This window comes from Streptomyces sp. NPDC001796 (assembly GCF_042892355.1).
Taxonomy (GTDB): Bacteria; Actinomycetota; Actinomycetes; order Streptomycetales; family Streptomycetaceae; genus Streptomyces.
In genome coordinates this window covers 365,766-385,040 of sequence record NZ_JBIAUC010000007.1, presented here as the reverse complement: position 1 = coordinate 385,040, position 19,275 = coordinate 365,766, and the positions used below count along the sequence as shown (strand labels likewise).

Annotated in this window: 12 protein-coding genes; 8 read left to right on the top strand and 4 right to left on the bottom strand. The window is 70.0% G+C overall.

Features of this window, described 5'->3' with window-relative positions:
• Positions 1-105: 105 nt before the first annotated feature.
• The gene (gene secA / locus ACFYZE_RS17940; RefSeq protein ID WP_388994329.1) at positions 106-2,916 is read left to right on the top strand and encodes a preprotein translocase subunit SecA; all 2,811 of its coding nucleotides are present in this window, start codon (positions 106-108) and stop codon (positions 2,914-2,916) included.
• Positions 2,917-2,993: 77 nt separating this feature from the next.
• Here secA and ACFYZE_RS17935 read toward each other — a convergent pair whose 3' ends face one another.
• Positions 2,994-3,641, bottom strand: a complete 648-nt coding sequence (locus ACFYZE_RS17935) for an Rv3235 family protein (protein WP_388994326.1) — start codon at positions 3,639-3,641, stop codon at positions 2,994-2,996.
• 286 nt (positions 3,642-3,927) lie between these two features.
• Between ACFYZE_RS17935 and ACFYZE_RS17930 the strand changes: the two genes are divergently transcribed.
• Together ACFYZE_RS17930 and ACFYZE_RS17925 are read left to right on the top strand one after the other, a co-directional pair.
• A complete protein-coding gene (locus ACFYZE_RS17930; RefSeq protein ID WP_388994417.1) occupies positions 3,928-4,443 on the top strand; it encodes a DUF6912 family protein in 516 nt (171 codons plus the stop codon).
• 68 nt (positions 4,444-4,511) lie between these two features.
• Positions 4,512-5,177 carry an HAD family hydrolase gene (locus ACFYZE_RS17925; protein ID WP_388994323.1) on the top strand — a complete coding sequence of 222 codons (666 nt, stop codon included), beginning with the start codon at positions 4,512-4,514 and terminating at the stop codon, positions 5,175-5,177.
• Positions 5,178-5,281: 104 nt separating this feature from the next.
• On the opposite strand, the gene ACFYZE_RS17920 is transcribed toward ACFYZE_RS17925, so the two are convergent.
• A complete protein-coding gene (locus tag ACFYZE_RS17920; RefSeq protein ID WP_388994320.1) occupies positions 5,282-5,848 on the bottom strand; it encodes a DJ-1/PfpI family protein in 567 nt (188 codons plus the stop codon).
• Between the two features lie 624 nt (positions 5,849-6,472).
• Between ACFYZE_RS17920 and ACFYZE_RS17915 the strand changes: the two genes are divergently transcribed.
• From ACFYZE_RS17915 to ACFYZE_RS17905, 3 genes are all read left to right on the top strand, one after another.
• Positions 6,473-11,413 carry an NAD-glutamate dehydrogenase gene (locus ACFYZE_RS17915; protein ID WP_388994316.1) on the top strand — a complete coding sequence of 1,647 codons (4,941 nt, stop codon included), beginning with the start codon at positions 6,473-6,475 and terminating at the stop codon, positions 11,411-11,413.
• Positions 11,414-11,625: 212 nt separating this feature from the next.
• Entirely contained in the window at positions 11,626-12,135 is a 510-nt protein-coding gene (locus ACFYZE_RS17910) for a GtrA family protein (RefSeq protein WP_388994313.1), read from the top strand.
• Positions 12,132-13,712: a hypothetical protein gene (locus ACFYZE_RS17905; RefSeq protein ID WP_388994310.1), complete on the top strand. Its 1,581-nt coding sequence runs from the start codon at positions 12,132-12,134 to the stop codon at positions 13,710-13,712. Before ACFYZE_RS17910 ends, ACFYZE_RS17905 begins: the two co-directional genes overlap by 4 nt.
• A gap of 306 nt (positions 13,713-14,018) precedes the next feature.
• Here ACFYZE_RS17905 and ACFYZE_RS17900 read toward each other — a convergent pair whose 3' ends face one another.
• Both ACFYZE_RS17900 and ACFYZE_RS17895 read right to left on the bottom strand, forming a co-directional pair.
• Positions 14,019-14,834: an ABC transporter ATP-binding protein gene (locus ACFYZE_RS17900; protein ID WP_388994307.1), complete on the bottom strand. Its 816-nt coding sequence runs from the start codon at positions 14,832-14,834 to the stop codon at positions 14,019-14,021.
• Positions 14,827-15,741, bottom strand: coding sequence for an ABC transporter permease (locus ACFYZE_RS17895; RefSeq protein ID WP_388994305.1), 915 nt, complete (start codon positions 15,739-15,741; stop codon positions 14,827-14,829). The genes ACFYZE_RS17900 and ACFYZE_RS17895 overlap by 8 nt, the downstream gene beginning before the upstream one ends.
• 259 nt (positions 15,742-16,000) lie before the next feature.
• On the opposite strand from ACFYZE_RS17895, the gene ACFYZE_RS17890 reads away from it, so the two are divergent.
• Together ACFYZE_RS17890 and ACFYZE_RS17885 are read left to right on the top strand one after the other, a co-directional pair.
• Complete coding sequence (locus ACFYZE_RS17890; RefSeq protein ID WP_388994302.1) at positions 16,001-16,627, top strand: TetR/AcrR family transcriptional regulator; 627 nt, start codon at positions 16,001-16,003, stop codon at positions 16,625-16,627.
• Between the two features lie 287 nt (positions 16,628-16,914).
• The coding region (locus ACFYZE_RS17885; protein ID WP_388994299.1) for an N-acetylmuramoyl-L-alanine amidase at positions 16,915-19,275 on the top strand (2,361 nt) is incomplete at its 3' end.

Sequence of the window (19,275 nt, the reverse complement as noted above, 5' to 3'; positions counted from 1 at the left end):
GTGGCAGACCTCCCGGCGCGGCGGGGTCCTCGCTTACGATGGCCGTTGCTCAAGCTGTCATTTAACCGACCGTCCCAGGCCCGACCGGCAAGGAGACAAACCCCCGTGTCCGTCCTCTCGAAGATCATGCGTGCAGGCGAAGGCAAGATCCTGCGCAAGCTGCACCGCATCGCGGACCAGGTCAACTCCATCGAAGAGGACTTCGTCGACCTCTCCGACGCCGAGCTGCGGGCCCTCACCGATGAGTACAAGCAGCGGTACGCCGACGGCGAGAGCCTCGACGACCTGCTCCCCGAGGCCTTCGCCACCGTGCGCGAGGCCGCCAAGCGCGTCCTCGGCCAGCGCCACTACGACGTGCAGATGATGGGCGGCGCCGCTCTGCACATGGGCTATGTGGCCGAGATGAAGACCGGTGAGGGCAAGACGCTCGTCGGCACGCTCCCCGCGTACCTCAACGCCATCTCCGGAGACGGCGTCCACATCGTGACGGTCAACGACTACCTGGCCGAGCGCGACTCGGAGATGATGGGCCGCGTCCACAAGTTCCTGGGTCTGTCCGTCGGCTGCATCCTCGCCAACATGACCCCGGCCGAGCGCCGCGAGCAGTACGCGTGCGACATCACCTACGGCACGAACAACGAGTTCGGCTTCGACTACCTCCGCGACAACATGGCGTGGTCGAAGGACGAGCTCGTCCAGCGCGGGCACAACTTCGCGATCGTCGACGAGGTGGACTCCATCCTGGTCGACGAGGCCCGTACGCCGCTGATCATCTCCGGCCCGGCCGACCAGGCCACCAAGTGGTACGCCGACTTCGCCAAGCTGGTCACGCGGCTGAAGAAGGGCGAGGCGGGCAACCCGCTCAAGGGCATCGAGGAGACCGGCGACTACGACGTCGACGAGAAGAAGCGCACGGTCGCCATCCACGAGTCCGGCGTCAGCAAGGTCGAGGACTGGCTGGGCATCGACAACCTCTACGAGTCGGTGAACACCCCGCTGGTGGGCTACCTGAACAACGCGATCAAGGCCAAGGAGCTCTTCAAGCGCGACAAGGACTACGTCGTCATCGACGGCGAGGTCATGATCGTCGACGAGCACACGGGCCGCATCCTGGCCGGCCGCCGCTACAACGAGGGCATGCACCAGGCGATCGAGGCGAAGGAAGGGGTGGACATCAAGGACGAGAACCAGACGCTCGCCACGATCACCCTGCAGAACTTCTTCCGCCTGTACAAGAAGCTCTCCGGCATGACCGGTACGGCGATGACCGAGGCCGCCGAGTTCCACCAGATCTACAAGCTCGGCGTCGTCCCGATCCCGACCAACAAGCCGATGATCCGCAAGGACCAGTCGGACCTGATCTACCGCACCGAGGTCGCCAAGTTCGAGGCGGTCGTCGACGACATCGCCGAGAAGCACGAGAAGGGTCAGCCGATCCTGGTCGGCACCACCTCGGTCGAGAAGTCCGAGTACCTCTCGCAGCAGCTCAGCAAGCGCGGCATCCAGCACGAGGTGCTGAACGCCAAGCACCACGAGCGCGAGGCGGCGATCGTCGCCCAGGCCGGCCGCAAGGGCGCCGTGACGGTCGCTACGAACATGGCCGGCCGTGGTACCGACATCAAGCTCGGCGGCAACCCCGAGGACCTCGCCGAGGCCGAGCTGCGCCAGCGCGGGCTCGACCCCGAGGAGCACATCGAGGAGTGGGCCGCGGCCCTGCCCGCCGCCCTGGAGAAGGCCGAGCAGGCGGTCAAGGCCGAGAAGGAGGAGGTCGAGGCCCTCGGCGGCCTCTACGTCCTCGGCACCGAGCGCCACGAGTCCCGCCGTATCGACAACCAGCTGCGCGGTCGCTCCGGCCGTCAGGGTGACCCGGGCGAGTCCCGGTTCTACCTCTCGCTGGGTGACGACCTGATGCGTCTGTTCAAGGCCCAGATGGTCGAGCGCGTGATGTCGATGGCGAACGTCCCGGACGACGTGCCGATCGAGAACAAGATGGTCACGCGCGCGATCGCGTCCGCCCAGTCCCAGGTCGAGCAGCAGAACTTCGAGACCCGGAAGAACGTCCTCAAGTACGACGAGGTCCTCAACCGCCAGCGCGAGGTCATCTACGGCGAGCGGCGCCGAGTCCTGGAGGGCGAGGATCTGCACGAGCAGATCCAGCACTTCATGGACGACACGATCGACGCGTACGTCGCCGCGGAGACCGAGGAGGGCTTCCCGGAGGACTGGGATCTGGACCGGCTGTGGGGCGCCTTCAAGCAGCTCTACCCGGTGAAGGTCACCATCGAGGAACTGGAGGAGGCGGCCGGCGACCGTGCCGGTCTGACCGCCGAGTTCATCGCCGAGTCCATCAAGGACGACATCCACGCGCAGTACGAGCAGCGCGAGGCCCAGCTCGGCTCCGAGATCATGCGTGAGCTGGAGCGTCGGGTCGTGCTGTCGGTACTGGACCGCAAGTGGCGCGAGCACCTCTACGAGATGGACTACCTCCAGGAGGGCATCGGCCTGCGCGCCATGGCGCAGAAGGACCCGTTGGTCGAGTACCAGCGCGAGGGCTTCGACATGTTCCAGGCCATGATGGAGGGCATCAAGGAGGAGTCCGTCGGCTACCTGTTCAACCTGGAGGTCCAGGTCGAGCAGCAGGTCGAGGAGGTCCCCGTCGAGGACGCCCAGCCTTCCCTGGAGAAGGAGGAGGCCGTGGCGGCCCAGGCGGCCCGCCCGGAGATCCGCGCCAAGGGCCTGGAGGCCCCGCAGCGGCACGAGCGGCTCCACTTCTCCGCGCCGACCGTGGACGGTGAGGGCGGCATCGTCGAGGGTGACTTCTCCAGCGACGGCGAGCCGGTCCGCTCGGAGGCGGACGGCCTGACCCGTGCCGAGCGCCGCAAGCAGGCCAAGGGCGGGCGCCGCCGCAAGAAGTAGCAGCGTCGCGTGGTGAGGGGCCGGGCACCCGAGGGTGCCCGGCCCCTCACTGTTCCTACGTCACGGTTGTCGTCACATCACACGCCGTCCTCGTGCGCAGCCCGCGGTCCGCCCAGTTCCACCGCCGTGCAGCGCCAGCGGTGGTCCCGGCCGCATTCCAGGCGGAACGCCATCGCACGGAGCTGGTCGCCCGCGCCGATGCGGGCGAACGCCTCGATGGCGCCGGGGCGCGGGACGTAGTAGCCGATGTCGCGGACGACCGGGCGGGTGCCGCGGGTGCGGAGCGGGCCGCGTTCGGCGAGCCGGGCCAGGTCGTCGTAGGCCCGGCCGACGGTGTGCCGGAGCATGCTGTGCACGGGTCGCTGGCCGCTCAGCACGGACAGCAGGCGGTCGGCGAAGACATCGGTGGGGCGGACGTGCGGCAGGGGCCTGAGCGGCCCCTGGGCGGCCTGCTCGGGCGGCGGTACGGCAGTCGCCGACGCGGCACTGCCCGATGCCGCACTCGCCGGCGTGGCGCCTGTCGACATGGCACCTGCGGGCGTGGCGGACGGCCGCTGGAGCGTCCTCGTGCGCGACGGGCCCTGGCCCGGTTCCGCGCGACGTGGCGTGCTGCCCGGGCGGCGCGTGTCGTGGCGGACCGGCGGGCGGGCGCCCGGGGCGGGCTTCGTCCTGTTCGTCGTCTGGTTCCTGGTCATCGCCTGGTTCCTGGTCATCACCTTGTGCATGGCGGATCCCCGTTTCGCGAGGCCGGTGAGTACCGGTCGGTAACTTCTTGGGGATCTTGTACGGGGCGGGCGACCGCCCCGCAACGAAGCCGGGAGCCTGCCGGGCGGACCGGAGAGTTCACCTATCAGGGTGAGAGGCGGGCCGAAGTCCCGGCGACGGCCCGGGTTCACAGGGTGAGTCGTGCCGACCCCGGTTGACGCCGCCCGGGTGCGAGGGCGGGACCCGAAGGGGGACGCCCGCACGTATCCTGAGGTGACCCCTGACCGACTACGAAAGCGGCTCGCCATGCGCGTCTACGTCCCCCTGACCCTCTCCGGTCTCGCCGAGGCGTACAAGACGGGCGAGCTGGGCGCCGATCCGGTCGTCGCGTACGCCGTCACGCCCGCGCTGCGTGAGTGGTACCTGTCCGACGACATCGAGGAACTGGAGTACGCGGCGCTGGGCCGGTCCGCGCTCGCCTCCCTGCGCCTGCTGGCGGCCGACCCGGGGGCTCCACGGCGGCGGGTCGTCGTCGCGGTCGACGTCTCCGAGGGCGCGGCGACCACCGATCCCGACCGCGGACTCGACCCGGCGGCGCTCGGTGAGGTGCGCGTCGCCGGGCCCGTGCCGCTGGCCAGGGCAGCCGCCGTGCACGTCGACTTGTCCGACGCGGAGCCCGACGTGACCGCGGCGGTGGAGGCGCTCGAGGCGGCCGACCGCGGGGACGACGACGCGCAGTTCGTCGTGGACGGCGCCGAGGACCACGAACTGCTCTGGTACGCCACGCAGGAGATCCCGAACCTGCTCGGTTCCACGGACTGACCGGGCGCTCTCCCGGCCGCCGGGGCGCGCACCGGTGATTGTCAGTGCCGCCGGGTACGTTTCATGGCATGGGGACGTACGGAAGCGCGCACATTGTGTGGGACTGGAACGGGACGCTGTTCCACGACAACGACGCGATCATCGGGGCGACGAACGCGGCGTTCGCCGAGCTGGGTCTGGAACCGATCACGCTGGAGCAGTACCGGGCGCTGTACTGCGTGCCGGTCCCGAGGTTCTACGAGCGGCTGATGGGGCGGCTGCCCACGGACACCGAGTGGCAGCTGATGGACGAGGTCTTCCACCGGTACTACGCGGAGCACCGCGTCCGCTGCGGGCTCACCGAGGGCGCGGTGGAGCTGCTGACGGGATGGCGGTCGGCGGGCCGCAGCCAGTCGCTGCTGAGCATGTACGGGCACGAGGAACTGGTCCCGATGGTCCGGGCGCTCGGGATCGAGACGCACTTCGTACGGGTGCAGGGCCGTACCGGACCGTCCGGCGGCAGCAAGGCGGAGCACATGGTCCGCCACATACGGGCGCTCGCCGGTGTGGATCCGGCCCGAACGGTGGTGATCGGGGACGCCGCCGACGACGCGGTGGCCGCCCGCCACGTCGGGGCGCGGGCCGTGCTGTACACCGGGGGATCCCACAGCCGTGCCAGCCTCGAGGAGGTCGGCGTGCCGGTGGTCGACACGCTTCAGGAGGCGGTCGCGGAGGCGGAGCGCCTGGCGGCCTGAGGGACCTCGGGGCGTGCCCGAGCGCTTCGCCGGAGGTGCCGCGACGGACGGCCCATCGGCTGAAGGGTGCGGCGCCCGGTGGGCACCGCACCCGGGCGGCGGGCTCAGGTCACCGGCGCCTTGGCGCGCAGGACGGTCAGGAACTCCCGCATCCAGCCGGAGTGGTCGGGCCAGGCCCGGGACGAGACGAGCGTGCCGTCGACGACCGCCTCGGTGTCCTGGAAGTCGGCCCCGGCCGCCTGCATGTCCAGCTCCAGGGCCGGATAGGCGGTGACGCGCCGTCCGCGCAGGGCGTCCACCGCCGCGGTGAGCAGGGGACCGTGGCAGATCTGGGCGACCGGCTTGTCCGTGTCGAAGAACGACTTGAGGATCTTGCGGAGTTCGGGGTCGTTGCGGAGGTACTCCGGGGCGCGCCCGCCCGGGATCACGACGGCGACGTAGTCCCCGGGGTCGACCTCCGAGAAGGCGAGGTCGGCGGGCCAGCTGTAGCCGGGTTTCTCGGTGTAGGTGTCGAAGCCGGGTTCGAAGTCATGGACGACGAAGCGGAGCTGCTTGCGGGTCGGGGCCGCGATGTGGACCTCGTAGCCCTCCTCCCGCAGGCGCTGGTACGGGTAGAGGACCTCCAGTGATTCCGCCGCGTCGCCGGTGACGATCAGGATCTTCTGCGTCATGGTGGCCGCGCTCCCCTCGTTGGTGCGGACGGCTGCGTCGGGTTGCTTCTGGCAACGTGCCTCGGCCGCAGGCGCTTGCCAAGGGGCCGCGCACTGCCCGGCACCGCCTCCTGGCGGCTCACACAGCCGGTACAGCCATGCTCGCACCGTGCGCCCTGCACGGCATCGCCCCCGGTGCCCCTGTGCAGAACGTCAAAGTTGGGCCCCCTGTTTTGTACACATACGGCTCATGACGTGCCCCCCACGGGGAGCGATAGCCTTGTGGCGTGATCAGCGCGATAGCTCGCGGGGACGTCGTCGTCCCTGCCCTGCGCCCGGTGAGCACGGACTACCTCCGTGACCGGGCGGCGGTCGCTGGTCTTCACAGGCGGGGCCGGTCGGACAGGGCGCCGCAGGCGCCCGCCGGGGCAACCGGGGCGCCGGGGACGCGGAAGGCGCCGAGCGCGCCGAGAGCAGCGTCACAGTCGCCGCGGGCGCCGGAAATGGCCGATAGACCCCCGCACTTCTCTCCATGCGGCATAGCGTCGAAGCAGACCGGACACCCCGCGTCGCGGCGTTACGTCGGAGAAGAGACCGTACTTCCTTCTACGTCACGCAACGGCGCGCGACAGGAGCCAGAGGACAATGCAGACCAAGCTGGACGAAGCCAAGGCCGAGCTGCTCGAGAGGGCCGCCCGGGTAGCTGAGAACAGCCCGGTCGGGGGGCACCTACCGACCGGGACGACGGACGAGGGCACCCCGGACCGGGAGACCGTGCTCGCGTTCCTCCAGCGCTACTACCTGCACACCGCCCCCGAAGACCTGACCGACCGCGACCCGGTGGACGTCTTCGGCGCCGCCTTCTCGCACTACCGGCTGGCCGAGACGCGCCCGCAGGGCACGGCGAACGTGCGCGTGCACACCCCGACCGTCGAGGAGAACGGCTGGACCTGCAGCCACTCCGTCGTCGAGGTCGTCACCGACGACATGCCCTTCCTCGTCGACTCCGTGACGAACGAGCTGTCGCGCCAGGGCCGCGGCATCCACGTCGTGATCCACCCGCAGTTCGTGGTCCGCCGCGACCTGACGGGCAAGCTCCTCGAGGTGCTGCCCGACGCCCCCGGGGCAGAGCTGCCGCACGACGCGCACGTCGAGTCCTGGATCCACGTCGAGATCGACCGCGAGACCGACCGCTCCGACCTCAAGCAGATCACCTCCGACCTGCTGCGCGTCCTGTCCGACGTCCGCGAGGCCGTCGAGGACTGGGAGAAGATGCGCGACTGCGCGCTGCGCATCGCCGAGGGGATCCAGAAGGAGCCGGTCCCGCAGGACCTGCCGCAGGCGCAGATCGAGGAGGCCGGCGAGCTGCTGCGCTGGCTGGCCGCCGACCACTTCACCTTCCTCGGCTACCGCGAGTACGAGCTGCGCGACGACGACACGCTGGCCGCCGTCCCCGGCACCGGGCTCGGCATACTGCGATCGGACCCCCACCACGCGGGCGAGGACCAGCACCCGGTCAGCCCGTCCTTCGAGCGGCTGCCCGCCGACGCCCGCGCCAAGGCGCGCGAGCACAAGCTGCTGGTCCTCACCAAGGCCAACAGCCGCGCCACCGTGCACCGGCCTTCGTACCTCGACTACGTCGGCGTGAAGAAGTTCGACGAGAACGGCAACGTCGTCGGCGAGCGCCGCTTCCTCGGCCTGTTCTCCTCCGCCGCCTACACCGAGTCCGTGCTGCGTGTGCCGGTCGTCCGGCGCAAGGTCGACGAGGTCCTCAGGGGCGCCGGGTTCTCGCCCAACAGCCACGACGGCCGGGACCTGCTCCAGATCATGGAGACCTACCCGCGCGACGAGCTGTTCCAGACCCCGGCCGACGAGCTGCGCTCCATCGTCACCTCCGTCCTCTACCTCCAGGAGCGCCGCCGCCTCAGGCTCTACCTGCGCCAGGACGAGTACGGGCGCTACTACTCCGCCCTCGTCTACCTGCCGCGCGACCGCTACACCACGGGCGTCCGGCTGCGGATCATCGACATCCTGAAGGAGGAGCTGGGCGGCACCAGCGTCGACTTCACCGCCTGGAACACCGAGTCGATCCTGTCCCGGTTGCACTTCGTGGTCCGGGTCCCGCAGGGCACCGAGCTGCCGGAGCTGTCCGACGCCGACAAGGAGCGCATCGAGGCCCGGCTGGTGGAGGCCGCCCGCTCCTGGACCGACGCCTTCAGCGAGGCGCTGACCGCCGAGCTCGGCGAGGAACGCGCCGCGGAGCTCCAGCGCCGCTACACGAACGCCTTCCCCGAGGGCTACAAGGCCGACCACACCCCGCGCGCCGCGGTCGCCGACCTGGTCCACCTCGAACAGCTCACCGACGAGGAGGGCGGTAAGGACTTCGCCCTCAGCCTGTACGAGCCCGTGGGCACCGGCCCCGGCGAGCGCCGCTTCAAGATCTACCGCAAGGGCGGGTCCGTCTCCCTGTCCGCGGTGCTGCCGGTGCTCCAGCGGATCGGTGTCGAGGTCATCGACGAGCGGCCGTACGAGCTGCGCTGCCAGGACCGTACTACCGCGTGGATCTACGACTTCGGTCTCCGGCTGCCCAAGGAGGTGGCCGGCAACGGCGACTACCTGGGCGACGACGGCCGCGAGCGCTTCCAGGACGCGTTCGCCGCGGTGTGGACCGGGCAGGCCGAGAACGACGGGTTCAACGCACTCGTGCTCAGCGCCGGCCTGACCTGGCGGCAGGCGATGGTGCTGCGCGCCTACGCCAAGTACCTGCGCCAGGCCGGTTCGACCTTCAGCCAGGACTACATGGAGGACACCCTCCGCAACAACGTCCACACCACCCGGCTGCTGGTCTCCCTCTTCGAGGCGCGGATGTCGCCGGAGCGGCAGCGGGCCGGCCTGGAGCTCACGGACGCCCTGCTGGAGGAGCTGGACGCCGCGCTCGACCAGGTCGCCTCGCTCGACGAGGACCGCATCCTGCGCTCCTTCCTCACCGTCATCAAGGCGACGCTGCGCACCAACTTCTTCCAGGAGGCGCCCGGCGGCAAGCCGCACGACTACGTCTCCATGAAGTTCGACCCGCAGGCCATCCCGGACCTGCCGGCGCCGCGCCCGGCCTACGAGATCTGGGTGTACTCGCCTCGCGTCGAGGGCGTGCACCTGCGCTTCGGCAAGGTCGCGCGCGGTGGCCTGCGCTGGTCCGACCGGCGCGAGGACTTCCGCACCGAGATCCTCGGCCTGGTCAAGGCGCAGATGGTGAAGAACACCGTCATCGTGCCGGTCGGAGCCAAGGGCGGTTTCGTCGCCAAGCAGCTGCCGGACCCGGCCAAGGACCGTGACGCCTGGCTCGCGGAGGGCATCCGCAGCTACCGCACGTTCATCTCGGCGCTGCTCGACATCACCGACAACATGGTGGCCGGCGAGGTCGTACCGCCGGTGGACGTCGTACGCCACGACGGCGACGACACCTACCTGGTGGTCGCGGCCGACAAGGGCACCGCGACGTTCTCGGACATCGCCAACGAGGTCGCCGAGAAGTACAACTTCTGGCTCGGCGACGCCTTCGCCTCCGGCGGCTCGGCGGGCTACGACCACAAGAAGATGGGCATCACCGCCCGCGGCGCCTGGGAGTCCGTGAAGCGGCACTTCCGGGAGCTGGACCTGGACACCCAGTCCGAGGACTTCACGGTCGTCGGCATCGGCGACATGTCCGGTGACGTCTTCGGCAACGGCATGCTCCTGAGCGAGCACATCCGCCTGGTCGCCGCCTTCGACCACCGGCACATCTTCATCGACCCCAACCCGGACGCGGCGACCTCCTACGCCGAGCGCCGCCGCCTGTTCGAGCTGCCGCGCTCGTCCTGGGCCGACTACGACACCGAGCTGCTGTCGGCGGGCGGCGGTGTGTTCCCGCGCACGGCCAAGGCGATCCAGGTCAACGCGCACATCCGTGAGGCGCTGGGCATCGAGGGCAAGGTCACCAAGATGACCCCGGCCGACCTGATGCGGGCGATCCTCAAGGCACCGGTCGACCTGCTGTGGAACGGCGGCATCGGCACCTACGTCAAGGCCTCCACCGAGTCGAACGCGGACGTCGGCGACAAGGCCAACGACGCGATCCGCGTGGACGGCAAGGACCTGCGCGTCAAGGTCGTCGGCGAGGGCGGCAACCTGGGCCTGACCCAGCTCGGCCGGATCGAGTTCGCCCAGCACGGCGGCAAGATCAACACCGACGCGATCGACAACAGCGCGGGCGTGGACACCTCCGACCACGAGGTGAACATCAAGATCCTGCTCAACTCGGTCGTGGCCAACGGCGACCTGACCGTCAAGCAGCGCAACCAGCTGCTCGCCGAGATGACCGACGAGGTCGGCGCCCTGGTGCTGCGCAACAACTACGCGCAGAACGTGGCGATCGCCAACGCCCTGTTCCAGTCGAAGGACATGCTGCACGCCCAGCAGCGGTTCATCCGCTACCTGGTGCGCGAGGGCCACCTCGACCGGGCGCTGGAGTTCCTGCCCACCGACCGCCAGATCCGCGAGCGCCTCGCCGCCGGGGCGGGCCTGACCGGTCCGGAGACGGCCGTCCTGCTGGCGTACACGAAGATCACGGTCGCCCGGGAGCTGCTGGACACGCCGCTGCCCGACGACCCGTACCTGCGCAGCCTGCTGCACGCCTACTTCCCGACCGCGCTGCGCGAGAAGTTCCCCGAGCAGATCGACAGCCACGCACTGCGCCGCGAGATCGTGACGACCGTCCTGGTCAACGACACGGTCAACACGGGCGGTACGACCTACCTGCACCGTCTGCGCGAGGAGACCGGCGCCTCGCTGGAGGAGATCGTCCGGGCGCAGACCGCGGCCCGCGCGATCTTCCGCTCCGCTCCCGTGTGGGACGCGGTGGAGGCCATGGACAACAAGGTCGACGCCGCCGTGCAGACCCGCATCCGGCTGCACTCCCGCCGGCTGGTCGAGCGCGGCACGCGCTGGCTGCTCAACAACCGGCCGCAGCCGCTGCAGCTCACCGAGACCGTCGCGTTCTTCGCCGAGCGCGTCGAGCAGGTCTGGAGCGAGCTGCCGAAGCTGGTGCGCGGCGCGGATCTGGAGTGGTGGCAGAAGATCTACGACGAGCTGACGGGCGCCGGCGTCCCGGACGAACTCGCCACGCGCGTGGCCGGGTTCTCCTCCGCCTTCCCGGCGCTCGACATCGTCTCGGTGGCCGACCGCATGGGCAAGGACCCCATGGACGTCGCCGAGGTCTACTACGACCTCGCCGACCGGCTCAGGATCACCCAGCTCATGGACCGCATCATCGAACTGCCGCGCGCCGACCGGTGGCAGTCGATGGCCCGCGCCGCGATCCGCGAGGACCTGTACGCGGCCCACGCGGCGCTGACTGCGGAGGTCCTGGCGGCCGGCAACGGCACGTCGACGCCGGAGCAGCGCTTCAAGGCCTGGGAGGAGAAGAACGCGGCGATCCTGTCGCGGGCGCGCGCAACGCTCGACGAGATCTCGAACTCGGACTCGTTCGACCTCGCGAACCTGTCGGTGGCCATGCGCACGATGCGGACGCTGCTGAGGACACACAGCTAGGTCCGGTGTGACCATGGGGCCGCCCCTCGGTGAGGGGCGGCCCCATGCGCATATCCCGGAATCATGCCCGTGCTCGCCCGTCGGCTAACCTAGTCTGACGCTTTCTTGCCAAGGCCTGGGGAAGTCCAACCCTTCGTTCCGCTCGCCTCTGTTGGACGGGACGTCTGGAGCAGGTTTGGCGTGATCGTCGGACGAGTGGAGGACCCGTACCCGTGTCTGTGAACCTCACCGAGCAGCGGCCCCCGGCCGCTCGCCCGGTTGCCGAGGCCGTCCCTCTTGCCCCCCTCCCGGCGCTCGCCCGGGTGCGGCGTCTGGCGGTCGAGGTCATCAAGTTCGGGGTCGTCGGTGGCAGCGGTGTCGCGGTCAACATCCTCGTCTTCAACGCCCTGCTGCAGGGTCTGGCATGGGCTCCGATGACGGCGACCGTGCTCGCCAGCGTCGTCGCCATGGGCACCAACTACCTCGGCTTCCGCTTCTTCGCCTACCGCGACCGGGCCTCGCGCACGCGGCAGCAGATCGTGCTGTTCTTCGTCTTCAGCGGGGTCGGCGTGGTGATGGAGAGCCTGCTGTTCTACGTCGGCTACCACGGCCTCGGCATGAACGGGCCGATCGGCTCCAACGTGGCGAAGACCCTGTCGATCCTGCTGGCGTCGGCGTTCCGCTTCCTGGTGTACCGGACGTGGGTTTTCCAGCACGGGACGAAGCAGGGCGCCGCGGCATGATGAGCGTCACAGTGAAGGGAACCGGAGGAACCGGCGGGACCGGAGGCACCGACGGAGCCGGGAAGCGGCCCGGGCGGTCCTGGAGCCCGCTCGCGGCCGTGCGGAGGCCGGACGGCAAGGCCGGCGTGGCGCTGTGGGCGGTGGTGGCACTGCTCGTGGTGCTGATGCTGCTGGTCATCGTGCGGCTGCCCTGGGACGGCGACCTCGGCATGCACGCGGCGACCGTGGAACGGCTGCGGCACCGGCTGCTGGACCCCGGCAATCCACTGGTCGACGAGAACACGCCGAGCCCGTACTACTCGCCCTGGATGCTCTTCCTCGGCGTTGTGGCCCGGGTGACCGGGCTGTCCGTCTGGGTGGTCCTGCGCATCGGCGCGCTGATCAGCCTGACGCTGCTGGTGACGGGCGTGTGGCGGTACGGCCGCACGCTGAGCGCGCAACGGGTCGCGCCGCCGCTCGCCCTGCTGTGCCTGGTGTTCCTCTGGGGCACCGAGGTGTTCAAGTGGAGCGGCTTCCTGGGGCTGAACTCGCTGGCGCTGACCGTGGCGTATCCGAGCGTGTTCGCGCTGGGGCTGGTCTTCCATTTCTGGGCGCTGCTGACGCGGACGCTGAAGACCGGGGGCGGCTGGGTGGCGTTCCTCGGCCTTGGCGCGCTGTGGGCGGTGATCCTGCTCAGCCACCAGTTCACCGGAGTGGTGGGGACGCTGGGCGCGCTGGCCGTGGTGATCGGTGCGCGGGCCGGACTCAGGACCTGGCTGCGCCTTGCCGCCGGGCTGGCGCTGGGCGCCGTGATCCTCGCGCTCTGGCCGTACTACGACTTCTTCGCACTCTTCGGCGCGGGCAGCCTGGAGGAGATCCACCGCTCGCTGTACCAGGATCTGCTCGCGCGGTTCGGCCTGGTGCTGCTCGGAGTGGTGGCGCTGGGTGTGCGGGCGCGGCGGGACCGTCTGGACCCGCTGGTGCTGTTCTTCGTCTTGGGCGTGCTGGTGTTCGGCCTGGGCGGCCTGACGGGCCACTACTCCTGGGGACGGGCGCTGCCGGCGGTGCTGATCCCGGCGCAGCTGGCGGCCGCCGTCGAGGTGGCCGGGGCGGCGCGGGGCGCACTGCGCAACGTGGCGGCCGGGGTGCTGGCAGCGGCGCTGCTCGTGGGGGCGTGGACGCAGGTCCAGACGGTCGGGTACGTGACGGGGCGGAGCGCGCTGCCCGAGGCGGTCGCGGAGAAGTACCGGGACCCATGGGTGGGGTACCACTGGATCACGCCCTGGGTGCGGTACGGGGACGTGGTGATGGCGAAGACGATTCCCGCGCGGCAGATCCCGGCGTACGGGGCGTACACGGTGGCGCCGGGCTACCCGGACTTCTTCCTGCCGGACGAGGCGCGGCGGGATGCGGCGGTACGGACCTACTTCGCGGCCGGGTCCTCGCGGACCGAGCGGCTTGAGGTGCTGCGGAAGTACGGGGTGCGGTGGGTCGTCCAGCGCCGGTCGGACGGGGGCCTGCCGGCGGGGGACGGGGCGCTGCGGAAGGTGGCGTCGGGGCCCGGGGGGCAGGCCCTGTACGAGGTGGTGGCGCGCTAGCGGGTTTCTCGCCCCGGCCACCCCTGCCCGTCCGTCCTCCAGGGGCCCCGCCCCTTCGACCCCGCCGAGGGGGCTCCCCGCCCCTTCGACCCTTCCGAGGGGGCTCCGCCCCCTCGGAACCCCGCTCCTCACACGCCGGAGGTGGGCTGGTTTTCCAGCCCGGGCGGCATGGCATCGATCAGCCCGTCTGAGGGTCCCCTTCTCGAAGAGCTGGGGGCGATCGAGGACAAGGCCCCGTTCAGACCGAGGCGGGGGTCCGAGGGCCGCAGCCCTCGGACCCCCGCCTCGGTCCTCTCGCAGTACGGGTTACTTGGCCCCCGCCTTGGCCTTGTCGGCCCCGCCGGTGAACGCCTCGTACTCCGCGAGGACCTCCTCGGTCGGACCGTCCATGCGCAGCACACCGCGCTCGAGCCACAGCACTCGCTCGCACGTGTCGCGGATCGAGTTGTTGTTGTGGCTCACCAGGAAGACGGTGCCGGCGTGCTCCCGCAGTTCCCGGATGCGTTGCTCGGACCGCCGCTGGAAGGCGCGGTCGCCGGTGGCGAGGGCCTCGTCGATCAGCAGCACGTCGTGGTCCTTGGCGGCGGCGATCGAGAAGCGCAGACGGGCGGCCATACCCGACGAGTACGTCCGCATGGGCAGCGTGATGAAGTCGCCCTTCTCGTTGATGCCGGAGAAGTCGACGATGTCCTGGTAGCGCTCCCTGATCTGCTCGCGGGACATGCCCATGGCGAGAGCGCCGAGGTAGACGTTGCGCTCGCCCGTCAGGTCGTTCATCAGGGCCGCGTTGACCCCGAGGAGGGAGGGCTGGCCATTGGTGTAGATCTTGCCGTTCTCCACCGGGAGCAGGCCGGCGATGGCCTTGAGCAGCGTGGACTTCCCGGAACCGTTGGTCCCGATCAGGCCGATGGCCTCGCCCTTGTACGCGGTGAACGACACGTTCTTCACGGCGTGCACCCGGCGGACGCCCGCCGCCTTCTCCGCCTGCTTTCGGTGCAGGATGCGGTTGAGCGCGGCGGTCGCGGAGCCACGGCCGGCCCCCGTGCCGTGGACGCGGTAGACGATGTCGACGCCGTCGCAGATGACGGTCGGGATGAGTTCGTCGGTCACAGGTTCAGCCACGGCCGTACTTCTCCTCAGCCTTCCAGAAGTAGATGAAGCCCCCGACGCCCGCGAGCAGGGCCCAGCCGACCGCGTACGCCCACACGTGGTGGGGGAGCTCACGGGCCGTGAAGCTGTCGATCAGGGCGTAGCGCATCAGGTCGATGTAGACGGCCGCGGGGTTCGACTTCAGTATCACCTTCGCCAAGTAGGGCAGGCCGGTGTGCTTGAGCGTCTTGTCGATGCTGAACATGACGCCGGAGACGTACATCCAGGTGCGCAGGATGAACGGCATCAGCTGCGCGATGTCCGGCGTCTTGGCGCCCATCCGGGCCATGATCATCGAGACGCCGGCGTTGAACACGAACTGCAGGAACAGCACAGGCACGATCAGCAGCCAGGAGGCGCTCACCGGGATGCCGAAGCAGAGCAGGATGATCGCGAGCGCGGCCATCGAGAACAGCAGCTGCTGGAGCTGCTGGAGCGCGAACGAGATCGGCAGCGCGGCCCGAGGGAAGTGCAGGGCCCGGACCAGGCCGAGGTTGCCGGAGATCGCGCGGGTGCCCGCCATGATCGAGCTCTGCGTGAACGTCCACACGAACACACCCGTCACCAGGAACGGGATGTAGTCCGCCACGCCGCGGCTGGTGCCCAGCAGGACGCCGAAGATGAAGTAGTACACCGCCGCGTTCAGCAGGGGCGTCATCACCTGCCAGATCTGGCCGAGCTTCGCCTCGCTGTACTGCGCGGTGAGCTTGGCGGTGGCGAAGGCCGTGATGAAGTGGCGGCGCGCCCACAGCTGGCGGACGTACTCCGGCAGGGAGGGGCGGGCACCGCTGACCGCGAGGCCGTACCGGGCGGCGAGCTGCGCCGGGGTCTCGGCCGCGTCGCTGGCCGTGGGGGGCGGTGTGTGGAGAACCTGGCTCACATCCGCTGCTTTCGCTCGGGGGGTCGGTTGCGCAACCGGTACCGAGTGTTCCGCCGCGTTGTCCCCGTGGGTACCGCTGCCCTGCGTTTCTCACGTTTCCTGTCGGGGCCTTGCTCGGCTCCAGGGCTCTTGTACTGCTCTTGGGGGTTTGGACTACTGTCCTTTACGTCGGAACGGCACCGTATCGTCGCAACGCGAGAGTAAGCCGATTCGACGTCGGAACGCAACCGTTTCGTCGTCACGCCCTATGCTGGTCCGCATGACGACGAACGCCGACCCTCCCCAGGTGAAGCGGGGGCGCAGGGCGCCCGCGGGTGCGGCCGTCCTCCGCGAGGACGTGACGGAAGCCATTCGCGCGGCGGTCTTCGAGGAGCTGGCGGCCGTCGGCTACGCCCGGATGTCCATCGAGGGCATCGCGCGCCGGGCCGGTGTCGGCAAGACGGCGGTGTACCGCCGGTGGCGCTCGAAACTGCACCTGGTCCTGGACCTGGTGTCGGCGATCGCGGTCCAGGGCCTGCCGGCCCCCGACACGGGGTCCCTCGAAGGAGACCTCCGTCTCCTCTACGAGGTCACCTCCCGAGCCCTGCGCCATCCGGTGGCCGGCCAGATCATCCCCGACCTCCAGGCGGAGGCGGCCCGCAACCCCGACATCGCCGAGGCCATGCAGAAGGCGCTGCGCGAAGGCCAGGACAGCGTGGCGAGCGGCATCGTCTCGGCGGCGGTCGCCCGCGGCGAGATCGGCGCGTCGATCGACATGGACCTGGCCCTGGACCTGATCTCGGGCCCGCTGTACTGGCGCGCGGTGGTGGTCCGGGGGCCGAAGCTGCCGAAGGGGTATCTGGCGGGGTTGGCCCGGGCCACGGCGGGAGCGCTCAGGGCCTTGTGAGCCCGGCTGTGACCGTCGGGCCCCGCGCGGAGACAGCGGTCGTCCGCCCGTCGGCCCTCCAGTCGCTCGGCGAACGCGGCCCAGGAGGCGGCGGAGAGCGAGGGCGGACGGGCGCCCGGACCGTCAGATGACCTCTGTCCGGCATACCAAGTGTGTGCACGGCCGTCGCCCCTGCTAACGTCCCGGTGCCGCCCCCCACGGTTGGCCCAGGCGTGGCCAGAACAGGATGTGACGGTCTTTTGAATCGAAAGCAGCGAAGACACCGCCGGTCGAGGATGCGGGTGGGAATGGCTGCCGGGGGCGTGCTCGCCTTGGTCGCGGCGGGGATCGCGGCCGTGGCACAGGCCGGCCAGCCGGGTGGCTCGCCGTCGACGGCGGTCGCTCCCACCGCCCTGCAGGACGAGTTCGCCTCGGCGGCGCGGGAGTTCCACGTGCCGCAGAGCGTGCTGATGGCGGTGGCGTACCAGCAGAGCCGCTGGGACACCCACGCGGGCCGGCCGAGCATGACCGGCAATTACAACGTGATGGGCCTCACGCAGGTGGCCTCGACGGACGTGCCCAAGCCGTCGGTCAGCGACCGCATGCGGGAGCTGAACCTGCGGGGCGAGGACGGCCGGCGGTCCTTCCATCCGTCGAAGCGAGTGCTGGCCGACGTGGGCGCCGTGCAGACCGACGCGCCCGCACTGCACACGCTGGACCGGGCCGCCGAGCTCATCGACGCACCGACGACGTCACTGCGCACCGACATGGCACAGAGCGTCCGCGGAGGTGCGGCCCTGCTGGCCGAGTACGAGCGCGCGGCGACCGGCGGGCTGCCGGCCGACCCGGAGCAGTGGTACGCGGCGGTGGAACGTTACAGCCAGTCGCCGGACAGCCGGGGTGCGGCACAGTTCGCGCAGCGCGTCTACGCCCACATGCGTTCGGGGATCAGCCGTGTGACCGCCGACGGCCAGCAGGTGACGCTCGAGGCGCAGCCCGGGCTGAAGCCGCAGGCGAGCACGGCCGCCTACTCGACCACCGGCAGCACGCACACCGGCTACGCCACCGCGACAAACGCGAGCTACACCACCGCGACGGCGGCCACGGCGACCACCACCCCGGCCCCGGAGTGCCCGACCGGCCTGACGTGCAACTATGCACCCGCCGCGTACCAGCAGACCAGTTCCACCGACAAGACGCAGTACGGGAACTACGACATCGCCAACCGGCCCTCGGACGGCGACGCGATCAACTACATCGTCATCCACGACACCGAGGGCCAGTACTCCTCGGCGCTCAGCCAGTTCCAGGACCCGACCGCCGGCGCCAGCGCCCACTACCTGATCCGCTCCTCGGACGGGCTGGTCACGCAGATGGTGGCCAACAAGGACGTCGCCTGGCACGCGGGCAACTGGTACATGAACCAGCACGCCATCGGCATCGAGCACGAGGGCTTCGCGCTCCAGGGCGGGAGCTGGTACACCGAGTCGGAGTACGAGTCGTCCGCCGCGCTGGTGAAGTACCTCGCGGGCCAGTACAACATCCCGCTCGACCGCGAACACATCATCGGCCACGACGACATCACAGGCCCGCTGGACGCGTACGTTTCCGGCATGCACTGGGACCCGGGCACGTACTGGGACTGGAACCACTACATGTCCCTGCTCGGCGTGCCGAACAGCAACCCGGCCGGCTCGCCGCTCGTCGCCGGCGAAGTGGTGCGCATCGCGCCGCCGTTCGACTCGTCGTACGAACCGCCCGTCAGCGGTCAGTCGGCGCAGCCCGCCGACTTCGTGTACCTGCGCACCTCGCCGTCGAACAGCGCGTCGCTGATCACGAATCCGTACTTCTCCTCCGGGACGACCGCCGCATCCGACTGGAGCGACAAGGCGGTCGCCGGTCAGGACTTCGTGGTGGCCGACCAGCAGGACGACTGGACGGCGATCTGGTACGGCGGCGCCAAGGCGTGGTTCTACAACCCGCACGGCGCGTACACCGTTCCGGTCTCCGACACCTCGGCGGTCACGCTGGTCACAGCCCGCGACGGGGTCGGCTCGATCCCGGTCTACGGCCGCGCCTACCCGGAGGCGAGCGCCTACCCGAGCGACCTCACCCCGCAGTCGGTGACGCCGCTCACCAAGTACTCGATCCCCTCCGGGCAGGCGTACGTCGCCAACGCGCAGGAGACCCCGGACTACTACCGCTCGACGACGTACGACGGCAGCGCCCCGCACGACCGAACGGTGATCAGCGGCACCACCACCTACTACCCGATCCGTTACAACCACCGTCTGGCGTACGTGAGCTCGGCGGACGTGACGGTGACCTCCGCGGTGCCCGGGCCGGCCGCCTCGAAACGGCAGAACCTCATCGCCCGCGACTCGTCGGGCAACCTGTGGCAGTACCAGGGCACGGGGGTGGCGTCGTCGCCGTTCCTGTCGCGGTACAAGATCGGCTATGGCTGGGGCGGCTACAACGCCATGACGCCGATGTCGGTCTTCCATGCCGACGGCACGGGTGACTTGGTCGCTCGCGACGGCTCCGGCAACCTCTGGTACTACCAGGGCAGCGGCAAACCCTCGGCACCCTTCAAGGCGCGTGTGAAGGCCGGCTTCGGGTGGGGCGGCTACACCATGCTCGGCATGGGGGACCTGACCGGCGACGGCAAG